10 protein-coding genes and 1 riboswitch are annotated in these 19,473 nt (G+C 56.9%); all 10 genes read left to right on the top strand.

Annotated features, from left to right (window positions below; all coding sequences use genetic code 11):
• The first annotated feature begins 51 nt into the window (after positions 1 to 51).
• On the top strand, positions 52 to 1,389 hold the full coding sequence (locus tag D9980_RS07090; RefSeq protein ID WP_121606857.1) for a PLP-dependent aminotransferase family protein: 1,338 nt from the start codon (positions 52 to 54) through the stop codon (positions 1,387 to 1,389).
• Between the two features lie 162 nt (positions 1,390 to 1,551).
• On the top strand, positions 1,552 to 5,427 hold the full coding sequence (locus D9980_RS07085; RefSeq protein WP_121606856.1) for a DUF4132 domain-containing protein: 3,876 nt from the start codon (positions 1,552 to 1,554) through the stop codon (positions 5,425 to 5,427).
• A gap of 59 nt (positions 5,428 to 5,486) precedes the next feature.
• The gene (locus D9980_RS07080; protein WP_021177950.1) at positions 5,487 to 6,587 is read left to right on the top strand and encodes an AAA family ATPase; all 1,101 of its coding nucleotides are present in this window, start codon (positions 5,487 to 5,489) and stop codon (positions 6,585 to 6,587) included.
• 12 nt (positions 6,588 to 6,599) lie between these two features.
• The gene (locus tag D9980_RS07075) at positions 6,600 to 8,984 is read left to right on the top strand and encodes a DUF5682 family protein (protein ID WP_121606855.1); all 2,385 of its coding nucleotides are present in this window, start codon (positions 6,600 to 6,602) and stop codon (positions 8,982 to 8,984) included.
• Entirely contained in the window at positions 8,984 to 10,108 is a 1,125-nt protein-coding gene (locus D9980_RS07070) for a VWA domain-containing protein (RefSeq protein WP_121606854.1), read from the top strand. Before D9980_RS07075 ends, D9980_RS07070 begins: the two co-directional genes overlap by 1 nt.
• A complete protein-coding gene (locus D9980_RS07065) occupies positions 10,105 to 12,159 on the top strand; it encodes an SWIM zinc finger family protein (protein ID WP_121606853.1) in 2,055 nt (684 codons plus the stop codon). Before D9980_RS07070 ends, D9980_RS07065 begins: the two co-directional genes overlap by 4 nt.
• A 33-nt stretch (positions 12,160 to 12,192) precedes the next feature.
• A riboswitch (yybP-ykoY riboswitch) is annotated at positions 12,193 to 12,289 on the top strand.
• A 150-nt stretch (positions 12,290 to 12,439) separates the two neighbouring features.
• The gene (locus D9980_RS07060) at positions 12,440 to 13,456 is read left to right on the top strand and encodes a sodium:calcium antiporter (RefSeq protein ID WP_121606852.1); all 1,017 of its coding nucleotides are present in this window, start codon (positions 12,440 to 12,442) and stop codon (positions 13,454 to 13,456) included.
• Between the two features lie 245 nt (positions 13,457 to 13,701).
• Positions 13,702 to 14,817, top strand: a complete 1,116-nt coding sequence (locus D9980_RS07055) for an efflux RND transporter periplasmic adaptor subunit (protein ID WP_305000457.1) — start codon at positions 13,702 to 13,704, stop codon at positions 14,815 to 14,817.
• Positions 14,814 to 17,990 (top strand): efflux RND transporter permease subunit, encoded by a 3,177-nt coding sequence (locus D9980_RS07050; protein WP_121606850.1) that lies wholly within the window; start codon positions 14,814 to 14,816, stop codon positions 17,988 to 17,990. Before D9980_RS07055 ends, D9980_RS07050 begins: the two co-directional genes overlap by 4 nt.
• Positions 17,987 to 19,456: an efflux transporter outer membrane subunit gene (locus tag D9980_RS07045; protein WP_121606849.1), complete on the top strand. Its 1,470-nt coding sequence runs from the start codon at positions 17,987 to 17,989 to the stop codon at positions 19,454 to 19,456. Before D9980_RS07050 ends, D9980_RS07045 begins: the two co-directional genes overlap by 4 nt.
• Positions 19,457 to 19,473: the final 17 nt, after the last annotated feature.

The raw sequence follows: 19,473 nt of genomic DNA, 5'->3' as shown, positions 1-19,473 counted from the left end.
TTATGCCGCAAAATCATGACAATCAAAAAATTGTCATGGATACAAGTTGCTATGGCACGAGCCCGTTACAAATCGCTGGTCGATAGTTTTGCCGCTGATATTCGCGCAGGGCGTCTTATACCAGGGACCCGTTTACCCACCCATCGCCAGCTTGCCGCCCAGGAACGTATGTCGTTGGTCACTGCCTCACGGGTGTATGCGGAACTTGAAGCGATGGGATTAGTCAGCGGGGAAGCGGGTCGGGGGACCTTTGTCCGGGAGATTTCGCTGCCGCCGGGCTTGGGCATCGATCAGCAGGCCGTCGCCACGGACATGCTCGATCTGAACTTCAATTACCCAACGCTATCGTCACAAAGTGAACTGCTGAGGGCAGCTTTACGTCAGTTGGCTTCCTCCGGCGATCTGGACGCATTGCTACGCTATCAACCCCATGCAGGTCGGCCACACGAGCGGGCGGTCGTAGCCAGACATCTGAACCACCGTGGCTTAAACCTGGCGGCAGAGAACGTTTTGCTGGTAAATGGCGCTCAACAAGGGTTAGCCATCACCGTGATGGGGCTGTTGCAACCGGGCGACGTGGTCGCGGTTGATGCCTTGACCTATCCGGGTTTTAAAATCCTGGCCGAGAGCTACCATCTTGAGTTGGTCGCCATTCCCGCGTTGAGCGATGGCCCTGATTTGGCGGAACTTGAACGGTTATGCCAGCGCCGCCCGGTGCGAGCCGTTTACTGCATGCCAACGCTGCATAATCCGCTTGGCTGGGTGATGAGCGAGCCACTGAGGCACCGGTTGGTGGCGCTGGCTCGCGAACATGGGCTGCTAATCATCGAGGATGCCGCGTACGCCTATCTGGCAGAGCAACCGCCACTGCCGTTAGCGACTCTCGCCCCAGAATCCACGGTATATATTTCCGGTTTTTCCAAGAATGTCGCGACCGGGTTGCGTGTTGGCATAGTGGCTGCACCGGAAAAATGGATCCCCGCATTGGAACGAGCCATCAGGGCAACCACCTGGAATACCCCGGCGATCATGACCGCGATCCTGTGTGAGTGGATCGAAGACGGCACCGTTATGCGGCTAGAAGACGAAAAACGCCAAGATGCCCGGTTACGTCAGTCAATAGCCAGGGAAGCACTGAGCGAGCTGAACTATATCGGCCACCCTGATTCTTATTTTCTGTGGGTGCCCTTGCCAGAGGAGGTCAGGGCGGATCGCATCGCCGCAGCCCTGCTAAAAGAGCGTATTTCGCTCTCTACCGCAGAACCTTTTGCTACCTCGGTTCATGTACCACATGCCCTGCGTTTGGCGTTGGGTTCGCTGCCGCTGCCAACCCTGCGTGAGGCATTAACAACGGTTAAGCGGGTCATACAGTTGCACTGTTATCTTTAAGAGGGGCCGTGGGCGCAGCATGAGTGCACATCGCTTTGTCATCCATCTGATCGCATGGCGTTTTTCCCAAATTCCATGCGGCCCCTCTATTCATAGCCTAAATATCTGATAACTTAATCCCACGCGTTATTTTATGGATAATTGATCCCCAGGGAGACAACGGTGCGTCATTTCGAATTCAAAGATGATAAATCAAACAAATTTTGGCAAATCGAGCAGTCGGACAGTGATTTAAACCTGCGCTGGGGCAAGATTGGTACGCAAGGGCAAAGCCAGACCAAGAGTTTTGATAACGAAGCCAAGGCCTCGGCTGCCATGACCAAGCTGGTGAAGGAAAAAACCGGCAAAGGCTACGTTGAAATTGCCGTTGATGAAAACGCCACCATTGGCGCCACAGCGCCAAAACCGAAGGTTGAACCAGCTGAAAAACCCCGCGCTGAGCCAATAAGCGATACCCCAGCAGAAAGTGCGCCTCCGATCTCTGCTGCCACCATACTCTCGCAATCCGTTATCTCTTCGGACATCGACAAACCTGCTGGCGAAACACCACCGTGGTTAGCCAATGGTGACCCGATTTCCTTACCGAAGAATTTAAGCGTTCAGGCATTGGCCAACCGAGCCCATCCGGGCGAAAAACCAGAGCTAAACGATAAGCAGAGCTGGATCAAGCTTCGCAACCACCTCTATAAAAGTGACGATTTTCAGACTGACTTTGACTCCTCGTCTGCGGAGTTGCGCCAGACTTATGTTGCAAGCTGGCAACGGTTGGCCGATCAACAGATGGATGGCACCATTGAGTCAGATGCGGTGTTGTTTGCCCTGGCATGCAATGCCGGTAGCAACCGTTATTACGGCGACAACAAGACAGATATTACCGACTTTTTAGTGGCCAGAAAGGGATTGCCGTACGCGATTGATGTGCTGCTACTGGCTCAAGGGATCTGTGTTGAATCAAACTGGGATAGCGATGCGCAAAAGCACAGTTACTACCTCAATACAGATATCGCAGATCCGCTAAGCGGCTCGTGGATGTCCCCTTATAGCTGCGCTGAGCTGCATTTCCGTAAGTTCCTGGCTTGTGCCGATGAGGCCGAATGGCAGATTTGCGTGGATAAACTGCTCGCGGGCTTGCCGCAGCTGCATGTTAGCCGCCAGCCGTTGATTGCCTTGTTACTGCCTGAACGCCCAGATATCGCGAACCGGTTAGCCGGTGAGTTGCTCCAACAGGGGGATAGTGACGTCACGCCATGGCTACAGTTGGTCGCCACCGACGAGGCTGTCCTGAAGTCGTTAGGCGTAATGAGCCGTTCTACCTATCGCCACGCTGCATTCCTTAACTGTGAATTTAGTATCGCTACGCTGATTGCAGAGCGCGGCGTTAACGCAGTGCCAATCCTGGCCTACCAGCCGGAAATCACCCTTACCGGTGATGCTCTCGCCTGTATTGGTACACCGGCGGCAATTACCGCACTGGCGCAGGTCTCCGGTCAGGGTAAAGCGTTTCTGGCGCGGTTTATCGACGCTGCACACCGCTGGCCGCTGGCATCGATCCCGGCGCTTGCCGAGCTGTTGGCCTCTAACAACAAAGATAGCGGCATGTTGAGCGCCTGCTTAAGCAATCTGCTGCTGGCCAATCCTGAACAAGTGGCCCAGTTACTGCCCTGGATGAGCGGGGCAGCGCAAACTCAAGTGCAAGATTTGATTGCCCGCGTATCTGGCCCGGTTGAATTAGCCGATGAGGCTGATTTACCCCTGGTGCTGGTCAGCCCGCCTTGGCTACAGAAAAAGAAAAAACGCGAAGCGGCAGTCCTGGCACTTGAGCCACAGGTGCTGGCTCCGGTACTCGATTTAACCGATGAAGAGAAAAAACGGTGGTTAGCGCTGAATGGCTGGGAAGAAAAACGCTATCAGGCTGCCGCAAAAAATATGAACACGCTGGCCAATGAGCTGGGTTTCCAGATTTATCAATCAGGTAACAGAAAGAGCCAGAACGAAACGGCAGCCATTGCCATTAGAAACAGGGATACCCAGGGCCTGATCGACGCCTGGAAGGCTCAGCTTGAACAAACCAGTTGGTCAAACTTTAGTATGCGCTTTACCTCGCTGTTGCCCGATGAGATGGCACTGGCCTTATGGAACAGTTTGTCTACTCACCAATGCAGCGGTGAGGAGTATATGGTGGCCAAATTTGGTGAAGCAGCGCTACCTGGCCTGATCAACGCGGTACGCTCTCGCCCAACAGAATTGACCAATGTCTGGGGCCACGTGGGCGCCAGCGAATTGGCCCCGCTGATTGCCCGTGCCTACCTCAAGCTGAAAACGCTGCGTAGCGAAGCCCAACAGTGGTTGTGTAAATATCCGCAACACAGCGCTATCGGCCTGATCCCTGCGGCATTGGGCAAAAAAGGTGAAGCCAAAGATTGCGCTACCTCAGCGTTACGGATGCTGGCCACGCAGGGTCACGAAGCGCTGATTATGCAGACCGGTGAGGCTTACGGCAATCCAGAGGTAACCGACGCACTGCGCGCTATGCTGGATGAAGATCCGCTCGATCGCTTCCCGAGTAAAATCAGCAAATCTCCTGACTTTTATCAACCCGCTGGCTGGCGTCGTCCGTTACTGAAAGCGAGTAAAAAAGCCTTGCCGGACAGCGCGCTGGAACATTTAGGCACCATGCTGCGCTTCCCGGTAAGTGAAGGGTTGTATGAAGGGATCTATCAAGTAAAACAGGCTTGCGATCCAGACTCATTGGCGGACTTTGCCTGGGATATGTTCTCAGCATGGTTATTTGCTGCGGCACCGTCCAAAGAGGGCTGGGCATTTATGTCTTTGGGCCTGTTTGGTACCGATGACACCGCACGCAAGCTCACTCCGTTTATTCGTGCCTGGCCGGGAGAGGCTCAGCATCAGCGGGCGGTTAACGGCCTGGAAGTGTTGAATCAGATCGGATCCGACGTGGCGCTGATGCTGCTGAACGGTATCGCGCAGAAGGTCAAGTTTAAAGGCTTACAGGATCGGGCACGGGAAAAGATTGCGGCCATTGCCGAAGCCCGCGAGTTAACCATTGAGGAGTTGGAAGACCGTTTAGCTCCGGATTTAGGGCTGGATGAAAACGGCTCGCTGCGGTTGGATTTCGGCGAACGCCAGTTTACCGTCAGCTTCGATGAAACACTCAAACCGTTCGTGCGCGATATGGATGGCACCCGCCTGAAAGATCTGCCGAAGCCGAAAAAGACCGACAATCAGGAACTGGCCAACGAAGCGGTAAACATCTTCAAGCTGTTGAAAAAAGATGCCCGCACCGTCGCCGCTCAGCAAGTTGTGCGCCTGGAAATTGCCATGTGCCAGCGCCGCCGTTGGACCCCTGAACTGTTCGAACTGTTCTTGGTGCGCCATCCTCTGGTACGCCACTTGGTGCAACGCCTGGCTTGGGGCGTGTATCTGGTGGACGATGATTCTACTCATGGCGGCAAATTGGTGGACTGTTTCCGCGTTGCCGAAGACGGCAGCCTGACCACCGCAGAAGATGACGAATACACCTTGCCGCAGGGCGATAACGTGCGCATTGGTATTCCGCACGCGTTGGAGTTGCCTGAGCACCAGGCGGCAGGCTTCGGCCAACTGTTTGCCGATTATGAACTGTTGCAACCGTTCGTGCAGTTGGGCCGCGATACCTACAGCCTGACCGAACAAGAGCGTGAAAGCCGTGAGCTGCTGCGCTGGAAAGGGGCCGTAGTCCCCACTGGCCGTATTCTTGGGCTGGCTAACAAAGGTTGGCGCCGTGGCGATGCCCAGGACGGCGGCGCGATCATGGACTTTATCAAACCTATCGATCGTCGGTTAGGGTTTAGCCTGTCGTTTGACCCCTGCATTATTGTGGGCATGGTCGATGAATACCCTGAACAGACGCTGGAGACGGTGGTGATCGACGACGGCCAGTATTACTGGCAGCGAACCGAAGAGCGCAAACCGTTCACTATTGTGGATGACATCGTTATCAGCGAACTGATCCGCGATATGGAAGCCCTGCGCGCCTAAGCTTGCCTTGATCCCGACGCATGTCGGGATCGTACCGCCTACCAAGAGAATCCATCCCTATGTCTGAACAACAAAAAATGCAGCGGCCACCAGCGGAAATACAATACGCAGAACAACTTGCCCTGTTGGCAGAATTGGATAACCAGCCGCGCCCGCCGGGCTGGGCACTGAGCCTGAATGCCGCCCGGCGCTTTATTCTGGGTGACGAAAAGTTGGGCATTGAGCGCAAAATTGTCGCCGACGTGGCCTCGATTGAACGGATGCTGGTCACGCTAGCGACTGGCCGCGGCCTGATGTTGGTCGGTGAGCCTGGCACCGCCAAATCCATGCTGTCTGAACTGCTGGCGACCGCCATCTCCGGCACCTCCAGCCTGACGATCCAGGGCGGGGCATCGATTACCGAAGATCAGATCAAGTATTCATGGAACTATGCCATGCTGATCAACGAAGGGCCTTCGCTGAAAGCGCTGGTTCCGGCACCGCTTTATCAGGGCATGCGCGACGGCAAAATCGTGCGTTTTGAAGAGATCACTCGTGCACCATTAGAGGTGCAGGACTGCCTGCTGGGTATGTTGTCCGATCGGGTGATGACCATCCCCGAGCTGAATGATGACCATAACCTGCTGTATGCGCAGGAAGGGTTCAACATTATCGGCACCGCCAACACCCGTGACCGCGGGGTGAACGAAATGAGTGCCGCACTGAAGCGTCGCTTTGATTTTGAAACCGTATTTCCGATCATGGATTTCCAACAGGAACTGGATTTGGTGGCTACCGCGTCTAACCGGCTGTTGGAAAAGAGCGCCATTCCTCACACCGTCCCCGTTGAGGTGCTGGAGTTACTGGTCACGACCTTCCGCGATCTGCGCGGCGGTGAGAAATCAGCGGGTAAAGGCGGCGACAGTGCCATGGATCGGTTAACCGCCGTGATGTCGACCGCCGAGGCGGTGAACGTGGCCCATGCGGTGGGAGTGCGGGCATGGTTTCTTGAACAGCGAAGCGGTGAGCCCGCCGACCTGGTGGAGTGTATCGCCGGGACGGTGGTCAAAGACAATGCGGACGATCGGGCAAAACTCAGGCGCTATTTTGAGCAGAAGGTCGCGAAAAAGCCCGGTAACCACTGGCGGGCCTATTACCAAGCCAGACACCGTTTGCCTTAAAGGCGCTGCGTAATGAATAAATCACCGGAAATCATCGGTATCCGCCATCACAGCCCGGCCTGTGCCCGGTTGGTAGCGGCGAGAATTAACACGCTAAAACCGCGCTACGTGCTGATAGAAGGGCCGATGGACTTCAACTCCCGGCTCGATGAGCTATTTTTGCCCCATAAGCTGCCGCTGGCTATCTATAGCTATGGCGTGCCGCAACAGCCTGGGCAGGGCGTGCGCAGAGGTTCCTGGTCACCGTTTGCCGAGCATTCTCCAGAGTGGCAGGCGCTGCAACAAGCGCGGGCGATCAAGGCGGAAATACGCTTTATGGATCTGCCGGCCTGGCATGCTGCGTTTGCCGATATTGCTAACCGCTACGCCGATTTAGCCGATGCCGAACAGCAGCAACGGGCAGAGGATTTTGAACAGGCACTGAGCCTGGAGCTGGGCATTCAGGGGCGCGACGCGCTTTGGGATCGGTTATTTGAAGATCGGTGCGATGTGCAGGAGTTGGAGCAACGTCTAAGCCACTATTTCGAACGGCTGCGCGGAGAGGTTCCCGGTTCGCAGGGCAACCAGGATCGTGAAGCCATGATGGCCCGTTGGATCCGCTGGGCCATGGATCAACAGGACGGGACCGTGTTAGTGGTGTGTGGCGGCTATCACGCACCCGCCTTGATGAAGCTGTGGCAAAACCTCCCCAGTGAAGAACATGAGCCTGAACTGCCCGCTATAAGCCAATGTTTTGACGATTGGCAAGGCGACACTCAATACACCACCGGCTCTTATTTGGTGCCCTACAGCTATAAGCGGCTGGATGCTTTCACCGGCTATGCCTCGGGCATGCCGTCACCGGCGTTCCAGCAGTGGGTGTGGGAATTTGGCCTGGAGCAGGCCGGGCTATACGCTTTCCAGCGCATACTTGAACGGCTGCGCAAGCTTAACCTACCGGCGTCTACCGCCGATATGGGCGCGGTTTATCTACGGGTTCAGGCACTTGCGCGGCTGCGCGGCCACCAGTTGCCGTTACGCAACGACTGGCTGGATGCCATGGCCGGTTCGCTGGTGAAAGAGGCGATGGATGTCCCGCTGCCGTGGACCTATCGCGGTCCTTTACGGCCAGGAACCGAGCCTATCCTGGTGCAGATGATGGCAGTTTTAGCTGGGGAGTCTCACGGTAAATTGGCGGCCAATACGCCACGTCCGCCGTTGTTGATTTCGCTGGAGCTCGAACTTGAACGGTTGGCGATTACGATCCCCTCGGAGGTCAAACTCGACCTGCTTAAACCTGAGGATCGCCAGCGCAGCAGAGCCCTACATCAGTTATTGCTATTGGCGATCCCGGGCATCCACTGCCTGAAGGGCGTTGGGCAAGCCATGTCTGGCGAAATGAGCGAACACTGGCAGCTTCGTGCGCCGCTTGAGCAAGTTGCTGCGCTGATTGAGGCAGCTTCCTACGGCGCTACGCTGGCCGATGCGGCACTGGCCAAGCTGGAAGAAGCCTTGCTGGAGTTGCACGGTAGCCAGGGGATGGTGGTGGCGCTGGTTAAATTACTGAATCAGGCGGCGTTGGCCGGTCTGGCGGATTTCAGTAGCCGAGTCGTAGAACAGCTCACTGCGGCGGTGAGCCAGGAAGGGAACTTTGAAGACCTGGGCTTGGCGCTGGAAGCGGCCCACATGCTCTATCGCCACGGTGAAAGCGTAGGTATGCAAGGATCGCCGATCTTGTTGACGGTGATCCAGATAACCTTCGACCGCGCGCTGTGGCTATGTGAAAGCTATGGCAGCGTGAACCCCGCCGACAGCCATCGGCACATTGCGGCATTTCAGGCGATCCGCTTGGTGACGCGGGATCTGCTCGCGCTGCCTGATGCCGACCGCAATACATTATTTCCCGCGCTGGAAGCCGATCGCGCGCTCACCGTTTGGCAAAGAAAAGCCGCGTCTACCGATGCCGATCCGCTTAGCCGTGGTGCGGCATTAGGCGCATTACTCAGCCTGAATGACACCCTGTCTGATATCGCATCACTGAACGCACAGCCGTTAGCGCTGCTGGCCACCCTGGCAGCCAATAAAATGGGCGATGCGCTCAGCGGATTGATTGCGTTGGCGCGCCACCAGTTGACCCAGGATTTAACCTTTGTTGACGGCCTGAACCAGTTGGTTACCGCACTGGACGACGAAGACTTCCTGCTGGCCTTACCCGCGATGCGCGGTGCATTTGCCTGGCTGCCACCCAGGGAGCGTGGTGAGTTTGCCCGCCAGATACTGGAGCTCCATCAGGCGAGCCATCTACCGGTTTCGTCATTAAATCGTGAAATTACTGCCGCAACGCCGCAGGAGATTGCCGCTATGCAACAGGCCGAAAAGCGGGCACTGGAAATCCTTGGCCACTGGGGGCTGGCGTAATGGCAAATCAATTAACTCCAGAGTTACAACGCTGGCGCTTGCTGTTAGGCGAAGCCGCCGAAGCCTCGTTGGGTGAATTAGACGATCACTATCGCTCAGTTGATAGCGCCCTGGAATGGCTGTATGGCCGGGATCCGGAACGTTTGGCCCGCGGTGAGCGCGGAGCCAGCCTGGGTAAATCCAACCTGACCACGCCTGAGTGGATTAATGAGATCCACCAGTTGTTCCCCAAAGAGGTGATCGAACGGCTGGAAGTGGACGCGGTTGAGCGCTACGGCATTGACGATGTGGTCACCAATCTTGACGTGCTGGAACGTATTGAACCCTCGGAAGCGTTACTGAAAGCGGTGTTACATACCAAACACTTGATGAACCCGCAGGTGTTGGCCGCCGCACGCCGGTTGGTGGCGGAAGTGGTACGGCGGATCATGGAACGCCTGGCGCGTGAAGTGCGTCAGTCATTTTCCGGCAGCCGCGACCGGCGCCGTCCCTCGCACGTCAAGGTGGCGCGTAACTTTGATTTTAAACGCACCGTTGCCGAAAACCTGCACCGTTGGAGCCCGCAGCACGGCAAGCTGTTTATCGAAACCCCGGCGTTTATGAACCGGGTTAAACGCCATAGTGAACGTTGGGACATCATCCTGCTGGTAGACCAGAGTGGTTCCATGGTGGATTCGGTGATCCATGCCGCCGTGATGGCGGCCTGCCTGTGGAATTTACCAGGCATGCAAACGCGGTTGGTCGCTTTTGATACCGCAGTAGTGGACTTGACCGCAGACGTCAGCGATCCGGTTGAACTGCTGATGAAGGTGCAGCTCGGTGGCGGCACTAATATCGCCAAGGCGGTGGGCTATGCCCAGTCCTGCATCACCAATCCCCAGCGCACGATCGTGGTATTGCTGAGCGATTTCTTTGAGGGCGGTAGCGAAGGTGAACTGGTCCGGCGGGTGCGTACCTGCATTCAGGCCGGAGCCAAAGTGCTGGGGCTGGCAGCGTTAGATCATCAGGCCAACCCACAATACGATCGTGACATGGCTAACCGGCTGGTCGCGGTCGGCGCACAAATTGGCGCCATGACGCCCGGCGAACTGGCGGCCTGGCTGGCAGAAAAGGTACAAGGATGACTCAACGTTCCGATTTACTCGAACTCACGCCGGAAGCCCTGATGGCGTTAAGCAACGCGGGCTTCGTCAAGCGCGCACAGAAAGAGGTCGCCGAAGGAAAACTACCTGAACTGACAGAGCGTGACGATGGCTGTATTGATGCCAAGTTTGGAGACGGCAACCAAGTCACTTTTCCGCCAGGAAAAACCTTGCGGGATGCGACCTGTAGCTGCCCGGCCAGCAGCATGTGCCGCCATCGGGTCACGCTGGTCCTGGCCTATCAGGCGTTACATGCTACCGGGTTGCCCCCAGAAGCTGACGATGCTCAGCCGCAAGAATCTGCACCGGCTTGGTCACCGGCCAGATTTAGTGAACAACTTAGTGATGTCCCGCTCTCGGTCATTAGCCGGGCTAAAAAGCTGATCCAGGGCAGCGTAGTGGTGCAATTGAGCAAAGGCAGCGGGGCGCAAGCCACTCCGTCAGCGCGTTTACCGATGTGTGACGTGCGATTTTTCTCCCGCAACAGCCTGGCCCATGCGCGCTGTGACTGTATTCAGGAGACGATTTGCGAACATATTGTGATGGCGGTCTGGGGTTTTGAGCAGGCCGAGATCAGCCAGCCAGACTTTGAGCAGTTAACGCTGCAAATCCGTTTGCCCGACGGCGAACAGGCGCAGGCAAACGCCTTATTTGACCAGCCAGAGGCGGTGTTATTACAAACGTCGTTGGATAAATTGCTGCTCAAGCTGTGGGCGGACGGCAGCAGCCAACCAGAGACGGCCATCAAACCGCTGATGGCGGAAGTGAGTCGCCATGCCCAGCAGCTTCAGTGGCGCTGGGTTAGTGAAAGCCTGGCGGATATTCAGCAAGGGATGGCCGATCAACATAATCGTTCAAGCCGCTATCATCCGGTCGAATTTTTGCAGCGCATCAGCGGGCTTTCCGCCCGGTTAGTTGCGGCCAGGTGCATGGACCAACAGGCGCAGCAGCAAGCCTTACCGCGGCTTCCGGCGGCTGAAATTCTTGGCCTGGGTGTCAAAGGTGAGATCCAACTGGAACATCTGAAACTGGTATCACTCGGCGCGCGTTATTGGGCCGACGAGCAGCAGGAAGGGGTGGCTCTGATCTACACCGACCCGGACTCCCAGGCGCTGATGGTCATTGAACGTCAGTGGCCTAAAAATAGCGATCCACAAGGCGTGGCGACGCCGATAGGCAGCCGCAGGATTGCTGGCCACCCGGTAAAAAAAATGGCGGCCTGCCAGGTGATCACCAATGCCGCCAAGCGCCGGGCAAACGGGGCGTTAGACATTGCCAGCGGTAAGCAATATACCAGCGTGTTGCCGCTCTCTTCCCGGGCGTGGGAGCTGTTGGGGGAACCGCTCAGGCAGCCTGATGCGGCAGCGCTGAAACGTCATCTCCAGCAGGCATTGCCGGATTTTGTACGCCCCAGACAGCCGATCGAACAGCTGCATATCTTACCGGTTAGCGAGGTGCTCGACTGGTGCTGGGACCCGGCCTTGCAGTGCCTGCAGATTGATATCTTAAGCGGAGAGGATCGTGATGACAATTTAGTGACGGTGTCACTAAATTACGATAGTGCCGCCCCTCAGGCTACCGAGGTATTGGCAAGGGCAATGCTCACGCCAGCAACTCCAGCACGGTTGATTTCAGGCAGGGTGAAGATCGAGTCAGGCAAGTTGTTTATCGAGCCATTGGCCGTAGCCAGTGACACCCAGATATTCTCGCTGTGCGCCGATGAGGCTGAGCCTTTCCCAATGGAGCGCCAGGCCGATCTGCAACAGCGTTCAGGTATGCAGCAAGCGTTGGCAGACACCCAAACGTTGCTGGCTCAGTGGTTACAGCAGGGGATCCGGCATCAAGGAGGGCGTGGGATTGAGCGGGTGGAAATGTTGGCCGAGGCGCTAAATGGCTACGGCCTGGTGCAACTATCTGAATGGTTAAACGAGTTACCCGAGCGTATTCGTTCCAATAACCACACGGAATTAGTCCAGCGGTTGATGACGATTTATCAAACACTGCGCCTGGTGAAAGACCGGCAGAGTAATTGACTTTGACAGCGCCATGACAGTTCGACTAAGCTTGCCCCACTCATTTGGGGAGTAGCCTTCCTTCATCATGAAGGAGGATGTGTCAACATACTCAGCACGTTGCTGTGGCACATCCGTCGATCAGATTGGCGAGACCATAGGGGTAATATTTCTTTTGGATTGGACGAGGAATATTACACCATGGTTTGCAACGTCCAGTCGGTATTTCCATAATGACCCTTTTTTCTGCTTTACTCTCAAATTACCTCACCAAAAAACCGGGCAAATTGAGGGCTAAAGGATGACGCTGTCATTTTTCCAGCTCGCGATATCCTTAGTCATCATCTTGATTGCCTCTGAAATTTTCACCAATGCTCTGGAACACCTTGGCGAAAGGTTGAAGATCTCTGAGGGGGTAACCGGATCGCTTTTTGCCGCCATTGGTACCGCCTTACCTGAAACCATGGTACCCATTTTGGCCCTGGTTGCCGGCACGTCGGCGGCTAATGTTAACGAAGAGATTGGCGTGGGGGCGATATTGGGCGCGCCGCTGATGCTCTCTACGCTGTCGATCTTTTTGATGGCGCTGGCCGTGGTAAGACGGCGGGGTATTAACGGATCTATCACCCCTGAGCCCACGGGGTTTATACGGGATACGCGTTTCTTCCTGATGGCTTTTGTATTGGCCGCAATCGCCTTGTTCATTCCCGTGGAGATGAAAATCGCCAGGATGGGCGTCAGCGTGTTGTTGGTCTTGCTTTACGTCACCTATATTGTAAAAACCTTACACGCGTCGAAAAAACTGGTGGCGGAGGGGAATGGAACCGCGGCAGATAACGTCATGTTCTTATCCCGAGTGGGATTGCCCACCACGCTATTTACCATCATCCTGCAAACCTTAATTGGTTTGGGCGTATTGGTGGCGGGGGCTTTAGGTTTTATAGATGGTGTGGCCGCAGTATCGGAAAAACTTGGCATTTCTGTGTTGTTACTGTCATTGATTATCATTCCTATAGCTACCGAATTGCCAGAGAAGGTGAACAGCATTCTATGGATACGCAAAGGGAAGGATACTCTGGCATTAGGTAATATTACCGGCGCAATGGTTTTCCAAGGCACCATATTACCCGCTATCGGGATATTATTGACGCCATGGCAACCCCGGCATGAAGTGCTGATCGGGGTGTTTATTACGCTTTCATCGGCATTCTGGCTGTGGATCAACGCCAGAAACAAAAATCTGAAAGTGTGGATGCTATTTATTAATGGGGCTTTCTATTTCACTTATATTATCGCCTCAATCTCATTTAGCGGCTAAAAATCAACCCTCCTGAAATGCTACTGCAGCGGCCCGCTCACGTTGACGTCGGAGCCGCTGCGATCAACGTGACTCCGCTCCAATTTGGCTGCCCATAGCCTGCCGTAAAAAATACTTGACCTTCCAAACGTGACAAGCCGGATAAAGGCAGCCTGCCAAACCTACTGTCGACCATCGTCGCGAAAGGTAAACCGATGCAAGTCAAAGCTATAACCCTGCTCACTGCGGCGATAAGCGCCGCGTTCATGATCTCCGGATGCGAAGAGGCGGTGCCCTCCGGCGCAGCTCCCAAACCGCCTAGCGTTCCGGTGGCCGAAGTTGTCGTGCGCCCGATAACGCCTTTTGTGGAATTTACTGGCTCGCTTACTGCGGTCAAGCGGGTTGAACTCCGCCCACGAGTCGCTGGCTATCTCCATGAGGTTAGCGTGCCCGAAGGGCGCTTGGTTAATCAGGGCGACCGGCTGTTTCTCATTGATCCTCGGGAGTTCGTAGCCGCTGTGAACGTTGCCAAAGCACGCCTACGCGAGGCTGAAGCGGCCTCGTTACTCGCCAAGGCGGAATATGCACGCGCCGAGAAGCTGTTCGCCCAAAAGGTCGTCGCTCGGGCGTTTCTTGATACCGCCACAGCTGCAGTAAACGCGGGCAAAGCTCAGGTTGATGCCGCCAAAGCCGCGCTGGATGCTGCGCAACTGGATTTGAGTTTCACCCGCGTCACCGCGCCCATCAGCGGACGTGTCGGCCAAACCCTGGTCACCGAAGGTAACTATGTTGCCAGTGGTGTGACGCCGTTGACTACCATCGTCTCGATCAATCCGCTGCATGTCTATTTTGATGTCGACGAACGTACTTATTTACGTTCGCTCGCCGCTGGCCGAACCAATGCAACCCCAGAGTCGGCAAAGGCGACCAAAGTCATGGTGGCGCTGATCGCCGACAAGACCTACTCGCGGTCCGGCCATGTCGATTTCCTCGCCAACGCTGCCGATCGCGGTACGGGAACGGTGCGGGTACGCGCGGTGGTGGACAATGCGGATGGGCAATTAACTCCCGGGCTGTTCGCCAAGGTCAAAATGGAGACTGGCACTCCACAGCCCAAGGTACTGATTTCTGACCTGTCGATTGGCACCGACCAGGGCAGCCGCTATGTGCTGGTCGTTGGCAAAGGCGATACAACAGAATACCGGCCGGTCGAACTTGGCCCGATGGCCGATGGAATGCGGGTAATCGAACAAGGTCTGCAAGCGGGTGAGCGCATCGTCGTCAAGGGATTGGTTCGCCCTGGGATGCAGATTACGCCACAGTCCGCGGCGATTGACGGTACGCCTATTGCGCTGCCGCAAACCTCAGGAGGCGCGCAATGAGCTTTCCACGTTTCTTCATCGATCGGCCGATCTTTGCCATCGTGCTCTCGGTGCTGATGGTGTTGGCTGGCACCGTTGCCTTCTTCCAATTACCGCTCAGCGAGTATCCGGCCGTGACGCCACCAACCGTGCAGGTGACGGCCTCCTACCCGGGCGCCAACCCCAAGGTGATCGCTGAAACGGTGGCAGCGCCGCTCGAACAAGCGATCACCGGGGTAGAGGGCATGTTGTACATGTCGTCGCAATCGGCCACCGATGGCCGGATGATCCTGACCGTGACTTTCGCCCAGGGAACCAATGCCGATATGGCACAGGTTCAGGTGCAAAACCGGGTCGCCCGTGCGTTGCCGCGTTTACCTGAAGAAGTGCAACGCCAGGGCGTGGTTACGCAGAAAACCTCGCCAGATATTCTGATGGTGGTGCACCTGCTATCGCCCGATAAGCGCTACGATCCGCTGTATATTTCCAATTACGCCTACCTGCAGGTGCGCGACGAGCTGTCCCGTATTCCGGGGATCAGCGATGTACTGGTCTGGGGAGCGGGTGAATACAGCATGCGGCTGTGGCTCGATCCAAACCTGATCGCGGCACGTGGGCTGACGGCTGGCGACGTGATAGCCGCGGTACGCGAGCAGAACGTACAGGTGGCGGCGGGTTCGGTCGGCCAGGCTCCCAATTCTACCGCCGCCTTCCAAGTGACGGTGAACACCCTCGGGCGATTGACTGACGAAGAACAGTTCGGCGATATCATCATTCGCACTGGCGCGGATGGCCAGGTGACGCGCCTACGGGATGTCGCCCGCATCGAGATGGGCGCTGATGCCTACGCTTTACGCAGCCTGCTTGACGGTGAGCCCGCCGTGGCGCTGCAAATCATTCAAAGCCCGGGAGCCAACGCGCTGGACGTTTCGCAGGCGGTACGGGCCACCATGCAGCTGCTTGAAGGCAACTTCCCGGCCGGACTCAGTTCGCGCATCGCCTATGATCCGACGGTGTTTGTCCGGGCCTCGCTGGAATCGGTAGCTACCACGCTGTTGGAGGCCATCTTCCTGGTGGTGATCGTGGTGGTGCTGTTCCTGCGCAACTGGCGGGCTTCGCTGATCCCGCTGATGGCTGTGCCGGTATCACTTATCGGCACCTTCGCCGTGATGCATCTGATGGGGTTCTCGCTCAACACCTTGTCGCTGTTTGGTTTGGTGCTATCGATTGGTATCGTGGTTGACGATGCGATCGTGGTGGTGGAGAACGTCGAGCGGCATATCGAAAATGGTGAAGATCCTCCGCAAGCCGCCAGGAAGGCGATGGATGAGGTTACCGGGCCGATTATCGCCATCACCTCGGTGCTCGCCGCGGTGTTCATTCCAACCGCCTTCCTCAGCGGTTTACAAGGCGAGTTTTATCAACAGTTTGCGCTCACCATTGCCATCTCGACCCTTCTGTCGGCGGTGAATTCGCTCACCCTCAGCCCGGCGCTTGCCGGGCTCCTGTTGCGGCCACGTAAGGTGGGGATCACTCACGATCCTCGTAGCCTGCGTGGTCGTGTTGAACGGAGGTTTGAGCGGTTGGTCCGGCCTTTCCAACGCGCACCTGACGCCTATGGCAACACGGTCCGCAAGGTTGTGCGGGTCAGCGGCCTGGCCCTGGTGGTTTACGCTGGGCTGCTTGCGCTCACCTTCTTCGGCTTCAAGGCCGTACCGCCGGGCTTTGTCCCCATGCAGGATAAATATTATCTGGTTGGCATTGCCCAGCTTCCCAACTCGGCATCGCTGGATCGCACCGAGGCCGTGGTTAAGCAGATGTCGAAGATCGCACTGGAGGAACCCGGTGTTGAAAGCGTCGTGGCATTCCCGGGGCTTTCAATCAACGGTTTCGTTAACGTGCCAAATGCCGCAGTGATGTTCGTGATGCTTGACCCATTCAAAGATCGCACGACAGACGACCTCAGCGCGATGGCGATCGCCGGGCGCTTACAGGCCAAATTCGCCAGCATCCCCGACGGTTTCCTTGGCGTATTCCCGCCGCCACCGGTGCCAGGGCTGGGCGCTACCGGCGGTTTCAAAATGCAGGTTGAAGATCGTGGGGGGGCCGGGCTGGATGCGCTGGTTAAGCAAACTCAGCTCCTGATGCAGAAAGCCAGTGGCACGGGGCAGGTGGCCGGGCTGCTCACCAGCCTTGACGTCAATGCACCGCAGCTCGACGTCAGTATCGACCGCACCCAGGCGATGAGCCAAGGCGTTCGTCTGGCGGACGTCTTTGAGGCACTCCAGGTGTATCTCGGCTCGCTGTATGTCAACGACTTCAACCGCTTCGGCCGCACCTACAAAGTCACGGCTCAGGCCGATGCGGATCACCGCATGCAAGCTGAAGCCATTGGTCGGCTGCAAGTGCGCAATGCGGCCGGGGAGATGCTGCCGCTGTCCGCGTTTGTCACCGTTACGCCAAGTTCCGGCCCGGATCGCGTGATGCATTACAACGGTTACCCCTCGGCGGATATTTCCGGCGGTGCCATGCCGGGTGTGAGTTCCGGACAGGCGGTGGCGCTGATGGAACAACTGGCGCAGGAAGTACTACCTGAAGGCATGAGCTTCGAATGGACCGATCTCACCTACCAGCAAAAGCTGGCCGGAGATTCGGCGCTGTTTATCTTCCCACTCTGTGTACTGCTCGCTTATCTGATCCTCGCCGCGCAGTACAACAGTTGGCTGCTGCCCCTGGCGGTATTGCTGATCGTACCGATGTGTCTGCTGAGTGCGATCGTGGGCGTCTGGTTGGTGGGGGGAGACAACAACGTGTTCGTTCAGATTGGGCTGATCGTGTTGGTGGGGCTGGCTGCCAAGAATGCCATTCTGATTGTTGAGTTTGCACGCAGCCTCGAATCCCAGGGTTCGAGCGCACTTGAGGCGGTTATCGAGGCTTGTCGACTGCGGTTACGGCCGATCCTGATGACCTCCCTGGCCTTTATTGCTGGCGTGGTTCCACTGGTGTTGGCCAGCGGCGCAGGGGCGGAAATGCGCCACTCCATGGGCATTGCGGTATTTGCTGGCATGCTCGGCGTGACGCTGTTTGGCTTGTTCCTGACCCCGGTCTTTTACGTGGTGATGCGTGGTCTTGCCGCCCGCGTCGAGCATTATCGCTCTGCATCAAAACAACGCATCAAGGGGAGCCAGCCATGAGAGATCGCTATCAAGCTGTGCTACTTCCTCTGAGTGCGCTGTTGCTGCTGGCTGGATGCTCGGCGGTGGGGCCTGACTATGCACCGCCATCGTCGCCGCTGCCAATCAGCTTTGGTGAGCCAACTGCCGAGCTCGGTACGGGGGCCGTCGAGGTTGAGTGGTGGCGTACTTTCGACGATCCGGCGTTAACGGCCTTGATCCAGCAGGCATTGGCCGCGAACCATGATATTGGCATCGCGGCCATGCGGTTGGAAGAGGCCAAGGCCATGCTGCGAGAGGATCGCCAGAGGTTCCTGCCCAGCGGAGGCCCCGCGCTTAGTTATGAGAACCGCCGTTGGGGAGAAGTGGAAATTTCACCTGACCAACCGCGTCAACGCGAAAGCTATCGCGGAGCCATCGATGCCGCTTGGGAACTCGATCTGTTTGGGCGCGTGCGGCGTTCGGTGGAAGCTGCACAGGCACAAACTGGCTCACGCGAGGCGTTACTGCGTGAAGTGCAGGTGAGCGTCATTGCTACGGTGGCGGCTACCTGGTTCGAATTGCGTGGTCTCGAGGCCGAAATTGCCGCTGTAACCGACATCAGCCAAAGCCAGCGTGAAAGTCTCAAGCTGGTTGAGCAGCAGGTCAACGCCGGTTCCGCCAGTGAGTTTGACCGACTGCGTGCCGAGGCGCTGTTACGTAATGTTGAGGTGGCCATGCCTGAGTTGGAACGCCGCCGGGCGGCAAGCATCAACGCACTGGCCATCCTCCTCGGCACAGTCCCTCAGTCGTTCAGGCCGCCAGCAATTGTGCCGTTGGATGATTCGTTGGCCGTGCGAACTATTGCCGTGGGCGATCCCGTATCGCTCCTCTCGCGGCGTGCCGACATCGCGGCGGCGGAACGCGACCTTGCTGCGGCTACCGCCCAGATTGGCGTCGAGACGGCCGCGCTCTATCCCGAGATCCAGGTGCAGGGATCGCTCGGCTTTGTGGCTGGGAGTCTTGATTCGCTGAACGGTGCCGAGGCACTGTCGGGTTTTATCGTGCCGGTTATTCGCTGGTCGCTGCTGGATATTGGCCGCACGCGCGCCCGGATCGCCGCCAGTGAAGCCCGCAGCAAACAGGCCTTGATCGTCTATGACCAGGCCGTATTGCGCGCCTTGCAGGAAACGGACGATGCCTTTAAAGCCTATGGCGCTGCAGGCAGTACGCTTGAGCTGCGCCTGTTGGAGTCTGCGGCCAATCGCGAAGCTGCTCGTCTGCTCCAGGTGCGGTTTGCCGAAGTTGACGGTCTCTATCTGGAGGTGCTCGATGCAGAACGTGCTGACTTTGCCAGCCAGCGCGCGCTGGCCGTCGCACGGACTAATCATCAGCTTGCCATTGTCAGCATCTATAAGGCGTTGGGCGGCGGTTGGGAAGTCTGTACCCAGACGGAACGCAGTTGTAATGGTGCCAGCGGCATAGCCAATTCCCCCCCACAGAACTGATTGCTAACAGGCCTTGA

It is taken from the genome of Serratia sp. 3ACOL1 (assembly GCF_003668775.1).
GTDB classification, from domain to species: Bacteria; Pseudomonadota; Gammaproteobacteria; order Enterobacterales; family Enterobacteriaceae; genus Chania; species Chania fonticola.
The sequence above is the reverse complement of the archived record's forward strand: the minus strand, read 5'-3'. Positions and strand labels throughout refer to the sequence as shown.